Origin of the sequence: Sorangium sp. So ce117 (assembly GCF_051524395.1) — a bacterium.
GTDB classification, from domain to species: Bacteria; Myxococcota_A; Polyangia; order Polyangiales; family Polyangiaceae; genus Sorangium; species Sorangium cellulosum_B.
The window spans coordinates 8,697,612-8,717,021 of record NZ_CP150309.1 but is presented as its reverse complement, the minus strand read 5'-3'; the positions used below and the strand labels follow the sequence as shown (position 1 = coordinate 8,717,021).

11 protein-coding genes are annotated in these 19,410 nt (G+C 67.6%); 5 read left to right on the top strand and 6 right to left on the bottom strand.

The window, feature by feature from the left end; genetic code table 11:
• The first annotated feature begins 204 nt into the window (after positions 1-204).
• The 3 genes from WMF46_RS32530 (at position 205) to WMF46_RS32520 (ending at position 3,477) form a co-directional block, all read left to right on the top strand.
• Positions 205-921: a hypothetical protein gene (locus WMF46_RS32530; RefSeq protein WP_437980761.1), complete on the top strand. Its 717-nt coding sequence runs from the start codon at positions 205-207 to the stop codon at positions 919-921.
• 552 nt (positions 922-1,473) lie between these two features.
• Positions 1,474-3,231, top strand: a complete 1,758-nt coding sequence (locus WMF46_RS32525) for a tyrosine-type recombinase/integrase (protein WP_437980760.1) — start codon at positions 1,474-1,476, stop codon at positions 3,229-3,231.
• A 96-nt stretch (positions 3,232-3,327) separates the two neighbouring features.
• A complete protein-coding gene (locus WMF46_RS32520) occupies positions 3,328-3,477 on the top strand; it encodes a hypothetical protein (protein ID WP_437980759.1) in 150 nt (49 codons plus the stop codon).
• Between the two features lie 1,029 nt (positions 3,478-4,506).
• On the opposite strand, the gene WMF46_RS32515 is transcribed toward WMF46_RS32520, so the two are convergent.
• From WMF46_RS32515 to WMF46_RS32490, 6 genes are all read right to left on the bottom strand, one after another.
• Positions 4,507-6,456, bottom strand: coding sequence for a hypothetical protein (locus WMF46_RS32515; protein WP_437980758.1), 1,950 nt, complete (start codon positions 6,454-6,456; stop codon positions 4,507-4,509).
• Positions 6,453-9,704, bottom strand: coding sequence for an AAA family ATPase (locus WMF46_RS32510; protein WP_437980757.1), 3,252 nt, complete (start codon positions 9,702-9,704; stop codon positions 6,453-6,455). Before WMF46_RS32510 ends, WMF46_RS32515 begins: the two co-directional genes overlap by 4 nt.
• Entirely contained in the window at positions 9,694-12,357 is a 2,664-nt protein-coding gene (locus WMF46_RS32505; protein ID WP_437980756.1) for a hypothetical protein, read from the bottom strand. Before WMF46_RS32505 ends, WMF46_RS32510 begins: the two co-directional genes overlap by 11 nt.
• Before the next feature lie 1,240 nt (positions 12,358-13,597).
• Complete coding sequence (locus WMF46_RS32500; protein WP_437980755.1) at positions 13,598-14,161, bottom strand: sigma-70 family RNA polymerase sigma factor; 564 nt, start codon at positions 14,159-14,161, stop codon at positions 13,598-13,600.
• Between the two features lie 157 nt (positions 14,162-14,318).
• Positions 14,319-15,221, bottom strand: a complete 903-nt coding sequence (locus WMF46_RS32495; protein WP_437980754.1) for a helix-turn-helix transcriptional regulator — start codon at positions 15,219-15,221, stop codon at positions 14,319-14,321.
• Between the two features lie 117 nt (positions 15,222-15,338).
• Positions 15,339-16,412 (bottom strand): RNA polymerase sigma factor, encoded by a 1,074-nt coding sequence (locus tag WMF46_RS32490; protein WP_437980753.1) that lies wholly within the window; start codon positions 16,410-16,412, stop codon positions 15,339-15,341.
• 342 nt (positions 16,413-16,754) lie between these two features.
• Between WMF46_RS32490 and WMF46_RS32485 the strand changes: the two genes are divergently transcribed.
• Complete coding sequence (locus WMF46_RS32485) at positions 16,755-17,747, top strand: hypothetical protein (protein WP_437980752.1); 993 nt, start codon at positions 16,755-16,757, stop codon at positions 17,745-17,747.
• Between the two features lie 59 nt (positions 17,748-17,806).
• Positions 17,807-19,399 carry a hypothetical protein gene (locus tag WMF46_RS32480; protein ID WP_437980751.1) on the top strand — a complete coding sequence of 531 codons (1,593 nt, stop codon included), beginning with the start codon at positions 17,807-17,809 and terminating at the stop codon, positions 19,397-19,399.
• Positions 19,400-19,410 lie beyond the last annotated feature (11 nt).

Here is a 19,410-nt window from a genome sequence, read left to right as displayed (position 1 = left end):
CCCTTTGCAACCCCCATTTCAGCCCCTCAGCGGCGCTTTCCAGAACACTCAACCCCGCGATGCGACAGGGAGTTTCTCCCAGGCGGGTCTCGCCGCCGGCCGGCCGGTGGCGTCGAGCTCCGCGGCCCGGCGGAGCAACACGGCGCCCCCCGCGTGCCCTGACCGGTGTGCTAGACACCTACTATGTGCATGTTTGCAGCCCCCGTGGAGAACGTTGGAGGCACGCGCATCTTCGCCTCGATGTCGGGCGATTGGCAGGTCTTGGTCTACTCGGCTTCGGTCAGGACCAGGGTCAAGAACGCCATGGTCCTGCCCATTCCGCTGAAGCCGGGGACTGCGGACGCGATCGAGCTGATCGACCTCTCGGCGTACCCTAGGTTCTTCACCCACCTCGACGAGATCTCCCAGGGCATGGTAAGGGGCGGCGTCACCCTGTCGCCACCGCGCGAGCTCGCCGTGGTACGGGTAGGCTCGTTCGAGGCCTCGATCGTGCCGGACATTCACCACTTTACGAAGCTGAGCAGGCGCTTCGCGCTGGGCGCCTCACGGTTTATGCCGTGGCGGAGGCCGCCCGTCGTCGAGATGATGGGCGCATATTATCCCGATCACGCCTTCGTGGTCTACCAGTTTGCCCCCGGCGAACACAGACTTCACCCCTTCGCGTTCCGCTTCAGGAGCCGTTATAACCGCCTCTTTTTTCCGACGCGCCACATGCACCAAGGCGATGTTCCGCAGGCGGCCGATTTTGATCATGAAGTTTATGCGCAGCGCGCGCAGCTTCACACCCGGGGCCCCGACACGCCGCAGGACTGGCCGGAACTGGAGCTGCCGTGGTTCATCGAGCGGAGGCAGCCAATCGACTACGGCCGGATCCAGGGCATGCGAATGAACGAGGACACCTTCGCAGAGCTCTGGATCTGAGCGTGGACCTTGGCGCGTCAGGCGGAGGCTGGGTGAGGAGGATGCCATACGTGCTTGACAGCGACGCTGACTCATGGGGCGACGACGAGCGGTTAGAGAAACAAGGCCGCGCGCCGCGCTTGAAACGGTGACGATCCGGACTCAGACGCGAGCCCTTCAGCCGGCGGCGAGATCATGGCCAGAGTCTGCGGATCGTAATGGTCATCTACAATCGTCGCCTCAGTCACCGCCCTCGCCAACGCTAACCCGGATGCCCTGCGCCTCTACACCCTCGCTATCCCATCGGCCTCCGGATAGCTCCGCCTCCGCCAAACTGTCCGTGAGCCCGGCTTCCTGCTCCCAGGGATGCGTCTGGAAGCTGTGGTTCGTCGCGCGTGTGGCGTTCCTCGGCTGACTCAATGCGATGCAGGACGCCTCCTTCCGGTTGCAGAGCGCGCAATGAATGACGCCGAGCACGGCCGGGGTTCCGTGTGGTAGGCCTGATGGCCCTCATGCCGGCGGGCTGCCCCAGGCATGAGCGCGGCCGCGAATCGCGGTAGAACATGGGGCACCATGTCCCGCAAGCCCACCGGCTCGCTCTTCCGCAACGACGCTGGGCGGCTCTACGTCCGCGTCCTCGTCGGCGATAACGACCGGGAGAGCATCCCTCTCGACCCCAAGCTGACCGAGGAGCAGGCCGAGCAGCGCAAGGAGCTCGTCGCCGACCTGGCCGTGCGGCTGCGCGCCTCGGGCAACGCCACGCGCGACGCGATCGTCGCGCTCCTAGAGCGTGCGGCGGTACACGAGGGCAGGGCGCTACGCGACGTCATCGCGGCGGTCGACGTCATCTGCAAGGGCGGCGCACAAGCGAAGGTCATCCCCGGCGGCAGCTCGGTGCCGAAGCAGGTCAGCATCCAGCAGTTCGGCCAGCTCTGGACCTCGGGCGAGCTCGCTCGCATGTACCCCGACCACGTCAAGCCAAAGCGCAGCGTGGAGCAGGACGTCTACCGCTTCGACCGCCACATCTACCCGATCGCCGGCCACGTCCCCGTCGCGGCCTTCACGCTTGACGACGCCGAGCGTGTCATGCGTGCGCTCCCGCCGATGTCCCCCGCGTCGCGTCGCCACATCGCGCAGCTTCTCCACCGGCTCATGGCGATGGCCGTCTTCCCGTGCCGTCTCCTCGCGACGAACCCGCTCCCCCGCGGCTTCCTCCCGAAGCTCGGCCCCGCGAAGGTGAAAGCCTGTCTCTACCCCGACGAGGACGCGCGCCTGCTTGCCAGCACCGCGATCCCGCTGTGCCGGCGCGTCCTCTGGGGCTTCCTGAACCGCGAGGGCCCGCGTATCAGCGAAGCGGCGCGCCTCCAGGTGCAGGACGTCGACCTCGATCGCGGTGCGCTGCGCCTCGAGAAGAACAAGACGAACGACCCACGCGCATGGGCACTCTCGCCCGGCGTGCCACAGGCGCTGCGCGCCTGGCTCGCGCTCCGCGGCGACCCATCACCATCCGCCCCGCTCTTCGTCATCGAAGACGGCGAACGCTTCAGCGTCGAGCACGCCGCCGAGCGACTTCGCTCCCATCTCCAACTCGCCGGTATCGACCGTCCAGAGCTCTTCGAGGACTCTGACGCGCGTCAGCAGGTCCGCGCCCACGACACGCGCTCAACGTTCATCACAGTCGCCCTGGCGAACGGCCGCAGCGAGACCTGGGGGGCCGAGAGAACCGGCCATCGATCGAGCGTGATGATCCAGAGATCCCGCCGAGCCGCCAGGACGTTTGCAGAGCTGGGCCTTGGCGAGCTAGCTTCCCTCGCCCAGGCGATCCCCGAGCTCGCCGGAAACGGCACAGGAAACGGCACAGACGAAGGCGAGCGTGGGCTCCCAAAAGTAAAAATCAAAGTAATATCAACATCTTGGCCCCGTGGCGAAATGGCAGACGCGGTGGATTTAAAAGGCGCTCTGGGGCGGGGGAACGGGGGCGAACCGGCGAAATTGCCGGGGAAATCGGAGGGGGGTGGCGACGGATCGACGCGGTTGGAGCGGGGGTGTGACGATTCGGAGGGGGCGCGTGGCGATTCGATCGGGGGGAGCGGGGCGGGGGGAGAGCGCTGCGGGGAGGGGGTGGGGGTGAGGGGGGCGTCGGTTAGGGCGACGCTGCTTGCCCAGCTCGGGGAGGGGCTGCGGGCGGCCATTGTAGCCGGCGATGTAGAGACGGCGCGGGTCGCGCACGAGGCGATCGGACGGCTGCTCGGAGCGTCGATGCCATGGCAGGGCGAGGCTGCGGCCGACGTCCTCGACCTCGCCCGCGAGCGCGAGCGGAGGGGACGATGATGTTCGGCGCGGCGCTGCCTCGCCTTCTCCGCTCCTACCTCCTTGTGCTCGATGCCGCTCGAGCGGGTGCGGAGTGCTCTCTCCGATGGACACCGGATGACGTTCCAGTCCCCCAGCGCCGACGTGCTGGACCAGCACGCGCCGGAGCGACACCGTGTCGCCGCAGATGCGCTCGCCTTTCTTCGGGCGATGGCCGCGAAGGGAATCGAGACGCTCGTCGACGAAGCCATTGGGAACAGCGCATGAGTTCGGGCGTGCACCTCCACCTCGGCCTCGGTGCAGCGGCTCCGGAACCAAGGATGTGCCACCGGGTCGCTCATGTGGATGCCGTCGATTCCACCCGCGATCGCGCTGCGCTCACGGTACTCGCTCGGCTTCATCCCCAGCCAGCGCGAGGACAACCCTTCAGCGGCGCCCTCCCTCTGATCCACCCCGCGGCGCCCAGCTGATCCACCGCGCCGCCACCTGAGGGCGCCGCCTGCGGCGCTTTCGTGATCCACTTGGGGCGCGCGCCGCGAACCCGGCATGCTGCGTGCACCGTCCACGACGACCCGCCGAACAAGGTGGATCTCGCGAGAGCGCCGCAGCAGGGCGCGCGGCGGTTGCCACGTGGCAACCTGAGCGAGTGGACGAACGCCACGCCGCGCGGCAGGACCGCTGTCTCGCTGAGAACGCCTGTGCGCCGCGCGGTTGCGCCCTCGACCCCGAGGCGAGTGGGAGCGCCGTCTCGCCGGAGACGTGGTGGCGCCTCGGGGTCTCGGCCGCCCAACTGCGACTGATTGGTCAGTGCAAACCTCGCAGAAAGGTGCGGGGTATGACCAGCCTGTCGCGGTCGAGATCCATGTGCGCGCCGCGCTCGGTGGATCACGAAAGCGCCGCCGTAGATCCACCACAGCGCCGGGGTGGTGGATCTCAAAGAGGCTCCGGATTGGATCAGTCCCAGGGCGCCGCTGAAGGACAACCCCTTCAAGGTATGGATGATGTGACGTGGCTCTCCAGACCCGCGTCGAGCTCCGGTCCGATCTAAGTCCGCCGCGTTGATCTGACTGAACATCTCGCCAGCCTCGGGCGGGATCCTCATCGCGTCGGATGGGTGGCCGGCCGGCGGGAGCCTGCTCGATCTGTCCGCGTGGGCGCAGTCGAGCGCCGAGGAGGGCGTGTTCGCCACGGCCACGGCGCTCGCCGGGCTGGACATCGCCGCCGAGCCCGGCGACGCCTCGGGGGCGCGGCGGATCATGGCCTGAGTGTGGCGATTGGCTGCCTTGCCGAATGGTCTTACACGCCCTCGAGCTTTCGCATCCCTGCGATCACGCTGCGCAGCTCCCCCACGATCTCCGACCATGCCTCGTCCCGGTTCTCCCGTGAGCTGACCGGGGTTCTGTTCCTGGGCAGCATTTGGTGCTTCCGCAAGCTTGGCGCACCACTCTCGATCGCACGGATTAGGATCATGATGATGGAGCGCTCCTTGTTCAATAGCCAGTCGTACGAGTCGGAGCTGAGGTAGCTGGCGCTCAACAGGACGAGTATCAGCTCTGCGCGCTGCGCCTGGCGCTCGCGTTCCTCTTCGCGGTTCGCTCCGGGCTGGAACTGACGCTCGTGCATGACCTCGACGTGGCCGTCGCGCTTCAGCTCCGCGAGGTGTCTATCGAGCTCCTCGAGCAGGTCCCAGTCAGCGTCCGCGCACTGGTACGCGATCCGCACGGGGCCACGAAGCTGGCCGTCGCGCGAGATCCTCTCCATGGCCTCTAGGGTGGCGATGATGCGGTCGAGCAGCCCTCGCAGCAGGGCGCCCCAGTGCTCGCGCGTGCTCGGCGAGCTGACCCCCGAGAGCCGCGCGTAAACCTCGCGGACCTCCTCTTCACCCCCCTTGGGCCCCGGGCGCGGGGCTGCCCCGGAGCCGGCGAGGGCGCCGCGCAGCAAGAGGAGCGCGCGGTAGGACTCGCTCTGCTCGAGCACCTCGGCCAGCGCGGTAGGAAGACGCCAGCACCGCCCGTCGATGCTGCGCGAACCGTCGATCATGATCCGGCACAGGTGCTCCACGGCGGTGGCTAGGACTGTTATCGAGACGTCCGCGCGGGTGAACAGGAAGTACCGGAGCTTCTCGCCAGGGAGCTCGAAGCCGGGAGGAAGCCCGCGGCGCTCGAGGTGGCTGTTGATGGCATGAATCAGCCGCTGGATGTGCTCGACGGGGGCGGTCGCGGCCCGGTGCGCAGTGGGGAAGCTCTCGCGGGGAGCGAGCCCGACGTCCTTCCCGACCTCGACCAGCCACGCCGGTCGGATGACCTGCTTGTCCGCGAGGTAGCCATCGGCGCGCGCATCTTCGCTGTAGAGCGCCCCCGCCCGATCTGCGCTGCCGTGCAGGAGCAGGGATCGCGTTCCAGACCGCAGATCGCCCCAGTAGTATCGCAGGTCAGCATCGACCTCTCGTCGGCGGCTCTCCACGATCTCACGGACAGCCTCGGCGTCCAGCGCTCGATCCTGCGCCTCCACCGAGATCTCCTTCACGAGCCAGGTCACAGCATAGGAGTAACCGCCAACAGCCTGGAAGATGAGCCTGGCCCACGCGGTGGCCTCCGGGATCCTCAGGTCGTTGCCGACCCGCCTGCACAGCTCGTGTACATCAGCCTCTGCGATCGGCTTGATCCGGTGGTGGTTGCATATCGCGGAGAGCCGCGAGTTGTGATCTGGAACCTCCTCCATGATCAGCGCTGGGTCCAGGCGCGTCACGAAGATGTAGCAGAAGAGATCGTTCTCGGACTTCAGCCTCCTTAGGAACGCCTGCCTAGGCGTGTCGAGGTTGGACGCTATGTGATCAAACTCGTCAAAGACAACCAGAACAGGTTGATCGCTGCTCCTGGCTGCAAGCGACTCAAACCTCTCCCTGGGGGATTCCTCCTCCAGCTCGATATGCCTGGATGCGCGAGCAGCTGTGCGATCCAGCAGCCCTTCGAAATCGTTGGAGGCGATGTCGCCCGCGTCGACCCACACGACGAGCGTGCCGTTGGTCTCCGCGATGCTGGCGAGGCGCGCCGCGAGCGAGGACTTGCCCAGGCGCCGTGGGCCGTGTATCCACACGGCGCTGCGCTTGCTGGGACCCATGGCGCAGCCGATCAGGCTGTGTATCGTCTGCTGGCGACCGACAAAGTAACAGAACTCGGTCATCCGATCCCTGACCGAGAGTCGCGAGAGCACCTCCAGCGCCGCATCACTATCGGTGCCGCTCATGCTCTCCCCATGCGGATGAGGTAGTCGCCCAGCAGGCCGATGACCAAGCGGAAGCGGGTCATGTCATTGGGCGCGCGCACCACCAGGGGGCGACCGGCCGTGTGGAGCGTCTGCAGCGCGTCCCTGGCTTGCTGGGCGGAGACATTATACCCTTGCTGCTGGAGCACCCGCACGATCTCGTTGATGGAGACGTACTTCCGACGCTGGATCACCTCGCGCTGCGCGATCGCGACGGCCCGCAGGATATAGTCGTAGTCACCTACCAAACGGACATAGTCGGCGAAGTAGCTCTCGTGAGGCAGCAGGTCCTCCTCGATGATGTGATCAACGTCAAGCGGAGCGACGAGGTCCCGTCCGGAGAACACCATCCGGCTGAAGAGGTGATGGCAGAGGAGCTGCAACAGATAGGGTTGTAGCCCGGTCGCGGAGAGTATTTTCTCCCGCGCCTGAGGCGTGACCGTGAAGACGTCCCTGGCCTCGTCGATCACGGTCGCGGCCTCCTCCTCGGAGAACTCGCGGAGTTCGATCGCATCGAGAGTCCCGAAGAGCCGGTCTTCATAGTGGGCGCTCAAGATGCTCGGGAGCCCCGCGAAGACCATCCGGAGCGGGCCGTCCTTCATGATGACCTTGCGGAGTGCGGCGAGCACCTGCGGCTGAAAGACCTCGTGAGGTTGGGACGCCCGATCACCGGCCTGCTGCTCGGTGCTCTTTCGGACGAGCTGGAGCAGCCTGTCAAACTCGTCGATGACGAGGAGCACGTTCCTGTGTAGCCCCAATCGGCCCAGCGAGTCAGTGAACGCCTCGAACGCAGAGTAAGGCTCGCGTCGAAACTCATCCCGGCTGAAGGGAAGCTGGGCGCGCGCCTCCTTCGGGAGCTGATCGACGACCTTCTTGCACAGATCGATGAAGAACTGCACCGTCGAGTCGGAGTCAGGGCGATCATCAACGCTCCAGTATACCGACAGGTATCGGCGCTCAATCTCCGGACTCTCCATCATCTTCTTAAGCAGGCTTGTCTTGCCGATGCGCCGTATCCCGACCACGAGCGGCGTCACCGGCTGATCGCCCGTCAAGGCGCCCACGAGCCGGTTCAGCTCTTTCATCCTGCCGATGAACTGGGCGCCGGTGACCGCGCTGCCGGCGCTGAAGGGGCTGTATGAGCTGCGCCGGTCGCGCGGGCGGATGGCGACCGAAAACTCCCTGTCGCGGACGATCTTCCTGCCGCTCTGGAGGACCGTACTGACCTTGAACTCGGTGATCCGGTTCACCAGCTCGGCCGGGACGTCCAAGGGGAACGTGACCTGCTCGCTGGTGTCAGGATCGAGCGTGCCGATGAACTGCTCGGCTTGCGGCTGGCCGCCCATGCTGATGCCGAGATCACCCCAATCGGGGCCCGAGACCGAGATGGCGAGGTCCTCGACAGGGGCCGCGCCCTTATTGCTGACGAGGAGAGGGAGATCGATCCCGGAGCTGCGCTCCCTGGGGTATATGACCTTTACCAGGGGAAGGATCGACGCATCCGGATCCATCGCCGGAAGATCCCCGAGGAGTCGCTCGATCGTGGCGGGGAGGTGCTCCGCGATCTCGTCGACCGGCGTGGAGCTGTCCCTGGGTGAGCCGTCGAGCTCGCTGCGGATGATCTGAAGCTGCGCCTTTACCATGCTGCGCGCAGCCGTGCTCGACTTCGCCTTAATGGCGTCCGGCAGCTCGTTGGCGAGCGTGTCGAGCGCGCGGAGGAGTTCGTCGGAAGGCCGAGCCCCGGCGAGCAAGGAGCGCACCTGCTCGATGGATCGGTTCGTGTTTGCCTTCAGCCGGAAGGCCGAGATCGCTGCCGCCGCGCAGGCGCGGAGAAATTCACCGGAAGCCTCGAAATGCGCCTGGATGATGTCGAGGAGCCGATCGGGGGCGGGGCCAGGATCCAGATCCGCCCAGATGTTCGCGATCGAATCGATGTGCCCGTTCTCCTGGATCCAGCGGAGCATGGGATCCGGCCGCTCGAGCCAGTCCTGGATGCGGCGCCGGGACCGCTCACCGGTCGATACCGCGAGGTACTTGGGCCATGTCTTCGCGGCGATGAGCGAGAACACGGCCCGCTCCAGCGCGTCTTCGGCCGCGTCGTGCCTGCTCTCGGCGAGGCCCAGCAGGGCGTCGCGCAAGAGCTCGATCGCCAGCCGGTAGTTGCGCTGCTCGAGCTTGCTGCAGCCGGCGGCGAGCAGCCCTTGCCCCAGCGCGAGCAGCGATAGGCTCCGGTCCGCGGTGACGCCGCAGACGCTCAGCCACATCGAGGCGGCATCGTCCAGATCCGGCACCGCGCGGATCCGGCTCGTCAGCTGCTGAAGGTCCTTCGCGCTCTCGATCCCCCTCCCAGTGGACTTGATGACCTTGACGTACGCAGCGGAGGTGGCCGATAGCGCGATCTCGGCGGGCACTGCCGCCTGGGGCGCTTGCTTGCGCCGCGCGCCAGGGCTGCGGTGCGAGAGAGGCGGCACGGCGGTCGGAAGGTACGCAGCCGCCTCCACTTGCAACGCAAGATCGTCCAGGGGGACGCCGGGATCCGCGATGCGCTTGAGGACCTCGGTCTTATTGCAGAGGATGAGGTCGGGGAGCGCCCGGAACAGCTGCGCCTCAGGCGCCCGTGAGGCGCGCTCCTGCGCCATGAGCACCTTGAACAGCCGATCCAGGGCGCTCTGCCCGAACACTCTCACCTCGTCGCGGTTCTGCCGTGCTTCCGCGTCAGACTCACCGACCAGGATCTTGAGATCCTCCTGCAGCGCCTGCAGCCGGCTTTCGGCCTTCAGCGCGCGATCGAGATCTTCCAGCGTGGGCGGGCGGAGACCCGGTATCTGCAGTCCCTCGATCTCCTGCTGGACCTCGCCGGCCATCGCGAGCGCCATGGGGGCGTGCGGGTTGACCTGGGCAAGCAGGTCGTGCGCCGCGTCGATGGCTCTCCTGTGCGTCAGGTGCAGTGCCCGCCAGCGGCTGTCGAGCCACTCGCGCATGGGCTCCGTCAATGACACGCCGTTCGCCTCGGCGCGCGCCGCGTACCGCAGCGCCTCTGCGTCGCGCGAGGCCACCAGGGCCGTCGTGATGAGGCCTTCCCACGTCCGCTGGCCGGCGAGCACCTCAAGCAGGCCCAGGAGCCATCCCTCGTCCCGCTCGGGCTCCCGCGGGCGGAACAGCCAGGGATCGAGCCCCGCCAGCGTGCAGGTGTCCTCCGGTGTGAGCAGTTCAAGGATGTCACGGTCCATCGATCGCCTCGATGACGCGCTGGTAGACGCGGGACAGCACCAGGTTTTCGCGGCTGTGAGCGGCCTCCTGCGAGAGCGTCTCCCGGGCGCGACGCCCGATCGCGCCGAGCGCCTCCCGGAGGGTGGATCCTCTGTCGATATACTGGATGACGCCGGATATCACCTTCAGCCTGTCAATCTGCTTCTCCAAGTACTGGAGCATGGCTTTGCGGCCGTCGCCCTCGACCACCGGCAGCCCCTGCGAAGCCTCCTTCAAGAGCTCCTCGGCGGAGAGCAGCTGGACGGGCTGGCGATCCTCGATCCGTGACATCGCCTCCGTGAGGCGGGCCCGGAACACCACCTGATACTTGGTTGCGTAGAAGTCCCAGCCGGAGTAGCAGGACCTCTTCTGGATGTCGTGATCCCAGTCGGCGAGCGCCTGTCGCGCCTGCGCGAGCTGGTCGCGCCGCGCGGTATGCTCCTCCGGCTGCGAATCCGTGAGTATCTCGGACTCGAGGTGATGGACCAACGCGGGTCGGATGAGAGAGGCCGACTCGAATGCGGCTTGACGCGTATAGCGTGCCATGTCGTACCACTCACGGGTTCCTGTCCGGGCGGCGAGGTACAGGAGGACGACGAGGTCGTCGTTGGAGTGTGTCAGCCACAGCCCGTCGTCGATCAGCACCCGCGCGATATCAACGGAGGCTCGGTCAGCCGCCGATTCGATGAGGACGAGGAGCAAGGCGCGCTTGACTGGACCCGTCGGCGCGATCGTGCGGCCGAGGCGCACCAGCAGCACCGCCAGGAGCAGTGCTTCACGGAATTGTCCTGCCTGGACCAGCTGGTTGACAAGGGCCTCGAGATTCCAGTCGTCGGCGTCCGGCTCGAGCGCCAGCGCCGCCAGCCGCCGGACCTGCTGCTCGGGCGGAAGGGTGGCCATCTCCAGGCGTTCGAGGGCGCGGCGGAGCCCGGCCGGGAGGCGTACACGGTGTGTCGACAGGATCTGCTGCAGCTCCGTGTCGTTGACCAGCAACTCCGGTGCTCTGCCGACGCGATCCAGAAGCCCGGTGTTCGCCAGCGTGTCCACCACGTCACCCGGGCTGAGCCGGGCGATCGTCTGCCAGGCCTCCAAGGGCACGGGCACGCCCTCGTCGAGCAGCAGGCCAGCAAGCTGACACGATAGCTGCAGAGCCGCGGTCGGCGCAGCCGCCACCGCGGGCTCATCAAGGCACAGGCACCGCAATGCAGCCGCCTGCGCCCTTGAGGCACGCACAGACGCGATGCGGCTGTAGACGCGTAGCCTGGAGTGGGGTGGGATCGCGCCGAGCGCGCGCGGGGTTGCCTCCGGCTCCGAGAGGACCTCGCGGAAGGCCCTCTCCTCCACCAGGAGCTCGCTCCATGCAGCGCTGAATTGCGCGAGGGCTTCGCGAGAGGTGATCGCGGTGAGCTCGGGTGGAGGGTCGAGACCCAGCCCATCGAACTCGGCACGGAACCTGGCAACCTCCTTCTCGAGCCTGCGTGCCTCGATGGCCGTGGCTTCCCGGAGCAGCGCGGCAACCTGGTCCACGGTATCCTGGACGTCTGCCTCCGTCGCGATCTGTGATTCCTGGAACGCAGGTAGCCGAAGGTCGTACGGCGCGAGTTCGTGCTCAATGTCCGCGAGCCGCGCGAGGACGTGGTGGCGTGCCTGCGCCGCGATCAGGGCAGCCGCAGCGAGTGCTTCATGCCTGCCATGCTCCAGAAGAGAGGCGCAGGACGACTTCGTCTCGCGGTACCGCGCCAACGCGCCGTGAAGGCGGGCGAGGCTGTCGGAGGGGGGCTGGCTCGGGGCCGCTCCGGCCCCCCCCGGGCTGGCGTGGGCTGCTTCCAGCGGCGGCGACGATGACGCAGCCGGCGCTGGCTCGCTCGGACCGCGGTCGACTGGCGAGGCTTGAGGGGCCTGGGGCGTGACGCCGGCTTCTTGTTCCTGGGTTGGCATCGAGGTTGCACTCGGGGACCCGTTGTTCGCGTTCAGGTCGAGGTGCGCTTCCTGCTCCTCCGGCGTGCTCGGTGCGCCCATCGCAGTTGCCTCGATCGCTCCGGCACCTGCCAGCATCGGCAGCGCCGTGACGTGCTGCGCCTGGCTATCGGCGGTAGCTTCCTCCGATGAGGTATCATCATCCAGCAGCAGCTGAGCGAAGAGTCGGTCGAGGAGAGCCGAAGATCCCTTCAACTCCCCGGCCCGCTGGCGGATGCTCTCCTGGGTCGCCGGATCGCCTTGTTTCAGAAAGCGCATCACGCGCCACAGCCGCATTTCCATCCGGATGGAATCGAGGCTGATCGGTAGTGACGTGGAGCCGAAGTGACGGAGGGCACAGCGACCCCACCAGCTCTCGAGGAGCCTCGAGGCGATGAACGGCGGTCGCCCCGAGCGCGCGGGCATCTGGCGCTGCACATCGACGACGATTGCCCCCAGCGCGTTGTCGATCGGCTGCAGGCGCCGCCGCTTCCAGCGTGCTCCCAAGTGGGAGTGCTCGATGACAGCGCTGCGCGCATGCGCGCTCGCGTTCGCCAGGATGTGGATCAAGTGCTCAGGGGCGAGATGTGCGAGTGTTTCGGCCAGGCGGCGATCCCGGGCTGCGACGTTCGCCAGGAGCGCGCGCTTTTCTTCCGAGGCTGTCGCCGTGGTCTTCAACAGCGTTCTCCAGCGCAGTCTAGGCCCGTCCTAGTGCATCGCGGCGGCGCCCAGGGTGTACCAGGAAGCTGCTCCACCCGCCGCCGCAGCTGGGATGTGCGGTCTCGTGGCATGGGCGTATCTTAACACATCCCCATGGATCTGGGCACAGCGGCGGCGACGGGTTACCCGCAGGCTGTGGAGTGAACGCGGCGCCTTCGACGCATGGATAAGCTGTTGATATAGCATCACTTTTCTAGGAGGGAGGCGGAGCGCCTGAGGAACCTTCTGGCACCTGAGTGAGCATGGCGGCTCGCCCTTGACATCCTCCAATTGTTTTGCTCTTTCCTCCCCCCGAGCGACTCGGGCCCGTCAGGCTCGTCGAGAGAGCGCGCGGGAAGCGCGCGGTGGCCGGCGAGATCGCTGGATCAGGAGGAGAGTCGGTGGCGCGACGCGCGGCGCCGCGCCTGCGCGCCTCGGTGCACAGCAGACGACCCGGCGCGGCGGACGCGCGTTGCACAGCAGCGCCAGCCCCGTGGCCGCGGGCAGCGCTGCGCTCAGGGGCTCCGGCGTGCCCGGCTGCTGCGCGGTGGTGATCGCGGGAGGCGCCGCGTCGCCGCGCCGCGGCATCGGCGCGGCCGCGGGCGGCGGTGCGAGCGGAGGTGCCGGTGGCGCGGCCGGCGCGGGCGTACGCCCGGGCGCACGAGCCGCTGCGGCCTGCGGCGCCAGCGGAGGTGCCGGTGGCGCGGCCGGCGCGGGCGTACGCCTGGGTGCACGAGCCGTTGCGGCCTACGGCGCGATGGGCAGCGGCGCCGGCGGCGCGGCCTACTCGCGCGTGGCTGGCGCGGCGACACGCACCGTGGCCGACGCGGCGACGCGCACCGTAGCCGGCGCCTCCGGCACATGCGGAGCCTCCGCGCGTGCCGACCTCGCCGGCAGGAACCTCGCACTGTAACCACCCGGCCATCACCATGGGCATGGCCCCTTGCGGCTCTCGCCGGGGTCGACGATGCTGAGCGCGCGGCGGTGTCGGTCCTCGATGCCGCGCGGCACGGGCGGTCCTGAAAGGGGGCCCGGCGAGGCGGCCTCTGCCAGCGTCGCCGACCGAGGCTCGCGTTGTTCAGGTCGCGTCGGCGTCGCCGGCGGTCGGAGCAGCGCGCGACGATTTCGCGGAGGGGTCGGGCAGCAGCTCGTCCAGCCGTTCGCGCGGCCTCGTGGTCGTCCAAGTTGCGCCGAAGGTGAACAACCAGGCTTTTGATGTTCATTGCGGTTCCACTCTCCGGGCGAGGTCTTCTATGGTTATCCGAAGCCCGATGATGTCGCGCAGCGCGCCGATGGCCCTTGTGCGCCGCTTATAGATCGTAGAGAGAGGCACCCCAACGTCTTGGGCAATCTGGGCCATCGAGAGCCCGTTCAGGTCGTGTGCCACGAGAACAAATCGCAGATCAGGATCAAGCTCGTTCACCGCGTCGAGGGTGCCGGCCCTGATGTTGTCGGACTCCATCATAGCAGCAGCGTCCGGCGCTGGATCGAGCACCTCGATCACATCGACCAGCTCCTCCCTGCGATGCCGTGCACGCTCGTGGTAGCGCGCGGCAACGTGTACGGCGATCGCGTTCAACCAGCGTTCAGGTCTGCCGCGCTTCGGATCGAACCTTGGCCAGCTCTCGCAGGCGTTCACCCAGACTTGGCCTGCGACGTCGCCACGATGGCACCGTGGGACCCCCAGCCGCTCCAACCAGCGCAGCACGGCACGAACCAGCATCGGGCAGAACAAGCGGGTGTGCGCAGCGGCGCGCTCGCCATCATTCGGCAGATGATACATGGCCTCATCCCCCTGGGAATCTCCCGTTCTATGATAACGAGCCGCTGATGCCGTAGAGTCGACTGCGGCCGACTCAGCCGAAGCAGACATGCGACACCCCAGCCAAGATCAGCTCGAGCGCGGCGCCACGCTCCGGAGCCCCGAGCACGACTCAGGTTTATACATGTTCATGACTACCTACGCCTGGAAGCGTCGTGTTCAATGGGGATCGCTCGACCTCCTCCCAATCGGAGCCTCGTGCCAGGCTGGAGCCGCCGTCGTCGCGCTGTACCGGAAAGCTCGTCAGCGCGGCAGCGCGACACGCGAACTCAGCTCCCGACATCGTGCGAGCAGGGAGCGGTGCGCGAAGTCGCGGCGGAGGGGGCGCCGGGAGCTTGGCCCGTGAGCTCTTGGCAGCCTGATCGGAAGGCGGTACCACAGGCGGGGGAACATCAGGCGCACGCGGGGGAATCGCGCCCGGACTCGTCGACGTCGGGCTTGACGCTGAGGACGCCGCCGCACGCGCCGGGCGTTCGCGCTTGCTGGTGGGCTCACCGAGCTGGATCACCACCGTATCCTCCGCGTCCGTCCGGTAGTCATCGTGCAGACGCCATAGGCGCTCCCAGTAGCGCGCAGGCGTGCCCGTGAAGGCTTCCAGCTGCCGCGCGAGGCCCGGCGTCATCGGGTGATCGCTGCTCAGCAGCCGTTCCAGCTCCAGTCGTTCTAGCCCGGTGCTCTCGGCCAGCTTTCGCTGCCACGAGGGGATCGTTGCACAGAACGATTCGAGGACCCCGCCTGGCCATGGAACGGGGCGCGCGCGCGCTCCTGTCGTCGCCGCGACGACCGCGTCCACATGGCAGTCCAGCAGGCGCCGGTGTCGCTCCAGCTCCCGCTCTGCCCTTTCCTTCGCTTCGGTGAGGGCCAGCTCATCATCCTCATGCGCCTGCTCGCGTGCCTCGCGGAGCCCTCGCTCGCGGCCCAGCGCTTCGCGCGCGGTCACCGCGAACCCGATCGCAACACAGGCCATCATCGCGAGAACGATCGGCGAGATGAGCCACATCACACCCAGCACTTCCACCATGTGTTCCTCCTCCCGGACGTGGGCATCCTTGCCCGATGCAAGACGGATCTCGGCCTTGTGCTGTCGAAGACACCACCGGAGTTATCGCCTGTTAGCTGTGAGTGGACGGCCGACGGTTCAACGAATCTGCTTGAGTAGCGCTTCGCGCTCCGCAGCGAATTCCCCTCGCGAAAACTCCTGCGCGTGGGCCTCAAGCAGCCGGCGTGCCTCGAGGTAACCGAGGACGGTGTTGGCCTCGATGGCCCTCCGGGCCTGATTGACCAGGTTCCTCGCTCGCTCCCTGGCGGACGGGCGCACGGCGCTCCCCGACGAGGCGGGACGGGGAACTGTCGTCACCGCGGAGGCCGGCGCGCTGCTCACTACGAACGCGGCGTCCGCGTTGCCATGTCCCGCCGACCATGAGATCGCATGCGCCGCGATGGCGGCGCCGTCTGGTACGGCGGGCGTCGCGACGTCCTGGGCGGCGGACGCGGTTTCAGGCGAGTGGACCGCCGCTGGCCGCAGCCACGATTCCGGGCTGGGCACGCGCGGCACCGCGGAGACGAGCGCGCCCGCCAGAACGACGAACGCACCCTGCACGAAGATTCTCACCCACAAGCGGCGCAGCGTGGCCGCCCACGACGTGCGATCGCGGAGCCCGAAGGCAAGCGCCACCGGCACGCATGCGTCCTTGTCCCAGCCGTGAGAATCCTGCTGCGCGTCCCTCCGTCGTTTCTGCGCGTCCAATTCCTCGCGCGCGCGCCGGTATTGCGTCTTCACCGTGTTGACGTTGAGCCCGAGCTCGGCCGCGATCTCCACAAGCGGCGTCTCCTCGAGATCGTGCCGGATGAGGAGGTCGCGGTACTCGGGGTCGACCTGCGCGATCAGGCGCCGCAGGAGCTCTGCCCGCTGCCGCAGGCGGAGCAGGTCTTCCGGCGTGGGGCACCCTCCATGGGGCTCCCGTTCGTCGAAGGACGTCAGAACCTCGCCTCGGCGGACCGCGTCGCGCACACGATTGCGCGCCTGGTTGAGGGCGATCGTGACGTGGTAGGGCGCCGGATCCCCTCCCGGTTCGATCCGCCGACCCGCTTCCAGGCCCCGCAGCAGTGCCTCTTGCGCAACGTCCTCCGCGTCGCGCGCCGGGACACCGCGACGGATCGCCAGGCGCCGGAGGAGGTCGAAGCTGGTGGTGCGGTCCGATGGCTTGGCCACGGCGGTAGCACACCTGAGCTGCCCTGCCGGGTTCAGGAAAATGCACAGGCGGTTAAATTTTGTAAGATAATGTGAGTGTGTGTGCGCGTGCTGTGGCTCTATAGACCGTCGCGACGGAACTCGCCGATGCATTGCAGTGTCGGTCTGCTCTTTCTCGGCCAAAGGTCCTTTGACGGGAATTTCTGAGGGTTGACGCGGCGAAGATGGCGTATGTACCCTCGCCATATGCGTTGCGTTCCACTTTCACTGTCGATTTGTTTGCTTGGAGCCGCCACCGGCCTTGCGAGCCCGGCCAGCGCTCAGGGCATCCATGCGACGCCACGACGAAGCGATAGTTCGACAGTGAAGGACCTTGTACGCGCCGGGAAGAGAGCTCGTGCAGAGGCAAGGTGGAGCGACGCCTATGACGCCTATAAGGCAGCCCTGGAGGCAATGGTGCCAGCGACGAACACGGAGCAAGAGCGCGCGGAGATTGCCGGGGAGCTCGGGCTCTGCGCGCTTGCGTTGAGCAAGTACCGCGACGCGGCCGAGCACCTCGCATGGAGCCTTGAGCAGCGCGAGGCGCTTTCTGTGGGGCTCCAGCTGCGCTTCGAGGAAGGGTTGCGGAAGGCAACGAAGCACGTCGCGACGCTCTTGCTCGCGGTCGATCCGCCGGACGCCGAGGTGGTTGTCGATGGCAAGCTCGTAGGCAGGACCGCGCGGACTCACAAGCTGTTCTTCGACTCCGGAGAACACATGGTGCGGGCGCAAGCGCCTGGACGCGAGGAGTCTTTCCAGGTGTTCACAGCCGTGCCGGGAAAACAGCACCAAATGTCGATGCAGTTGTCGCGTTCCTCAAGCAGCACCAGGGAGGTGGCGGCCGCCGCACCGAAGGGAGCACCCCGGGTGCCGAGCGCTACGCCCGCTGTTCGGACGCAGGCCCGCAGCCCGTGGGCTTCGTGGCCTGGGACACTGCGTATCGCGGGGATCGTCGTCACGACGGCGACTGCTTCGGCAGGCAGCGTCCTGATGATCCGGGCCAGCAGGCTTGACGGCGACCTGAGCGAGCGGCGTGACGGGCTGAACAGAGACCCCTCGACGAGCTCGTCCATGTGCTGGCAAGCGCCACGACACTCTGCGTGCGCTGACCTGCTCCGCCTGAGAGACGAGCGCAACCTCTCCGGAGCCGTGGGCACAGCCTTGGTCATCGCGGGTGGCGTCATCGGGGCGGCAACCGTCGCGTCCTTCCTCACGGACTTCTCCTTCCTGGGACGCACGCCGGCTCAGGAGCAGATCCACGTCTCGCCCGCTGCGATTGGGCAAGGGATGGGCGTGAGGATCGAGGGGCTGTGGTGAGGAGACCGGGAGCCGTAGAGACGCGTTCACAGGAAGGCCGGTGCATCGGGACGTCCCTCGTGGTGCTCGCGCTCTGGGCGTTGAGCGCAAGCACGCTGACGGCGTGTACCTACACCGATGCCTGCTGGGAGGTGTATGCGTGCGCCGCCGATCCGGAGCCGCCGCCCGGACCGTGCGAGGGGCAGCCCGAGACCGGGCCGGCACTCGACCAGTGCGGGGTGTTCGTCAGCGAGAGCGGCGACGACAGCGATCTCGGCACGAAGGGCGCGCCGGTGAAGACCCTGCAGCACGCCGTCGGGCTCGCCGCGACCGGGCGAGGCAACGGCGAGACGCCGACCCGGCGCGTGTACGCGTGCGGCGGGGAGTTCGAGGAAGCGATCACGCTGCCCTCGGGCGTCGATCTCTGGGGCGGGCGCCTCTGCGATGGCGGCGATTGGTCTTACCGGGGGGCGTTCGGAGGGCCCAATCAGTTGACCACCATCGCGCCGCCGGCAGGCATCCCGCTGCGCGTTCTCGCGGCAGAGGAGGACGCGACGGACGCCACCTCTATGATCTTCGGCGTGCGCGTCGTGGCAGCTCATGCCTCCGCGAGGGATGGCAAGTCGTCGATCGCGGTGATCTTGAGCTCCGGCGCCAGGGCGATCGTGCGTTCGAGCGAGGTTCAGGCCGACGACGGCAAGGACGGGGAAGCGGGAGAGGACGCGCCCGCGTACCGTGCGAACAACGGTGCTATGGGCAACGACGGCGCGAACGCCTGCACGGCGGATGTCGTGAGGGGAGCCCTACCGGAAGTGACCGATTGTGGCGATGGCATCAAGTCGACGGGGGGAACTGGTGGCCATGGTAGGATCGATGGAGGCGGCGATGGGACGTCAGGATTGCCAGTCCCCGCGGACAATCCCGAAGGCAAAGGCCTTGGAGGGGCCGGTGCGGCGAGTGAGAGATGCAGGCCGGGTGAAGACGGAGCCAAGGGTGACGACGGTGGTCGTGCTGCCGGCGCGGTTGGCGTAGGTTACCTCGATTTCGACGGTTGGATCGGCGTTCGGGGTGACGACGGAAAGAAGGGTGGCGTCGGCCAGGGCGGGGGCGGCGGAGGCGGCAGCAAGGCGCGCGGTCCCATGGTGGCCTGTCGCGCAGGTCAGCCGCAGGGCGGCGCGGCCGGTGGCTCCGGGGGCGGCGGCGGCTGCGGTGGCTTGGAAGGCAAGGGCGGCGGCTACGGTGGCGCGAGCGTTGGGATTGTTGCCCTGCAGGGGAGCGTCCTCACCGTCGAGGACAGCGAGGTCGTCGCGGGCAATGGGGGCCGCGGTGGGGTCGGCGGAACGGGCCAACCGGGCGGCGCCGGGGAACATGGCGGTTGGCCGGGCAAAGGCTTGAGTGGAACCGAGATGTGGGACGCGTGCAGTGGTGGGTATGGGGGCGACGGTGGCCGTGGGGGCGATGCCGGTGGCGGCCTCGGCGGCCACTCGTTCGGGATTGCGTCGATAGCCGCCACTGTGACACTTGCCTCGGATGCGATCGTCACCCAAGGCAGCGGCGGCGAGGGCGGGCTCGCCGGCAACGCAGCCTCGGCGGACGAGAGGAGCCAGGGAGCTCCAGGACGCTCCGAGTTTTGGTATCGGTTCGATGCCCCCGCCCCGGAGCCGCCGCAATGAAACGCCCTGTG